The organism is Agrococcus sp. DT81.2, from assembly GCF_049844935.1.
Lineage (GTDB): Bacteria > Actinomycetota > Actinomycetes > Actinomycetales > Microbacteriaceae > Agrococcus.
The window spans coordinates 1-473 of sequence record NZ_JBNCLZ010000018.1 but is presented as its reverse complement, the minus strand read 5'-3'; the positions used below and the strand labels follow the sequence as shown (position 1 = coordinate 473).

Below are 473 nucleotides of genomic sequence, written 5' to 3'. Positions count from 1 at the left end.
GCTGGGGTCTCGTAGTCGTGGCGTCTGCGGGGTCTGGCGTTGAGCTCGTCGGCGACGTTGTCGAGCAGGCCTGGGCCGTGGAAGGACAGGTCGGTGCCCTTGGGGAAGTACTGGCGCAGCAGCCCGTTGGTGTTCTCGTTCGAGCCGCGCTGCCAGGGCGAGTGGGGGTCGCAGAAGTAGACGCCCATGTCGAGCTCGAGCCGGATGCGTTCCCAGTGCGCCATCTCGCTCCCGCGGTCCCAGGTGAGGGAGCGGCGCAGCCGCTCGGGCAGGTCGCGCATCTTCGCGATCATCGCGGCCGCGACGGTGTCGGCGGTGTGATCGCCGGGCAGGTGCAGCAGCAGCACGAAGCCGGTGCTGCGCTCGACCAGCGTGCCGATCGCGGAGCCGGAGTCGGCGCCGATGATCAGGTCGCCCTCCCAATGCCCCGGCACGGCCCGGTCGGCGGCCTCGGCCGGCCGCTCGCTGATCCG

At 71.5% G+C, this 473-nt stretch carries 1 protein-coding gene; it reads right to left on the bottom strand.

Annotated elements, in window-relative coordinates; genetic code table 11:
• On the bottom strand, positions 1 to 473 hold a 473-nt coding region (locus ACLQ21_RS15720; protein WP_425664912.1), incomplete at both ends, for an IS30 family transposase.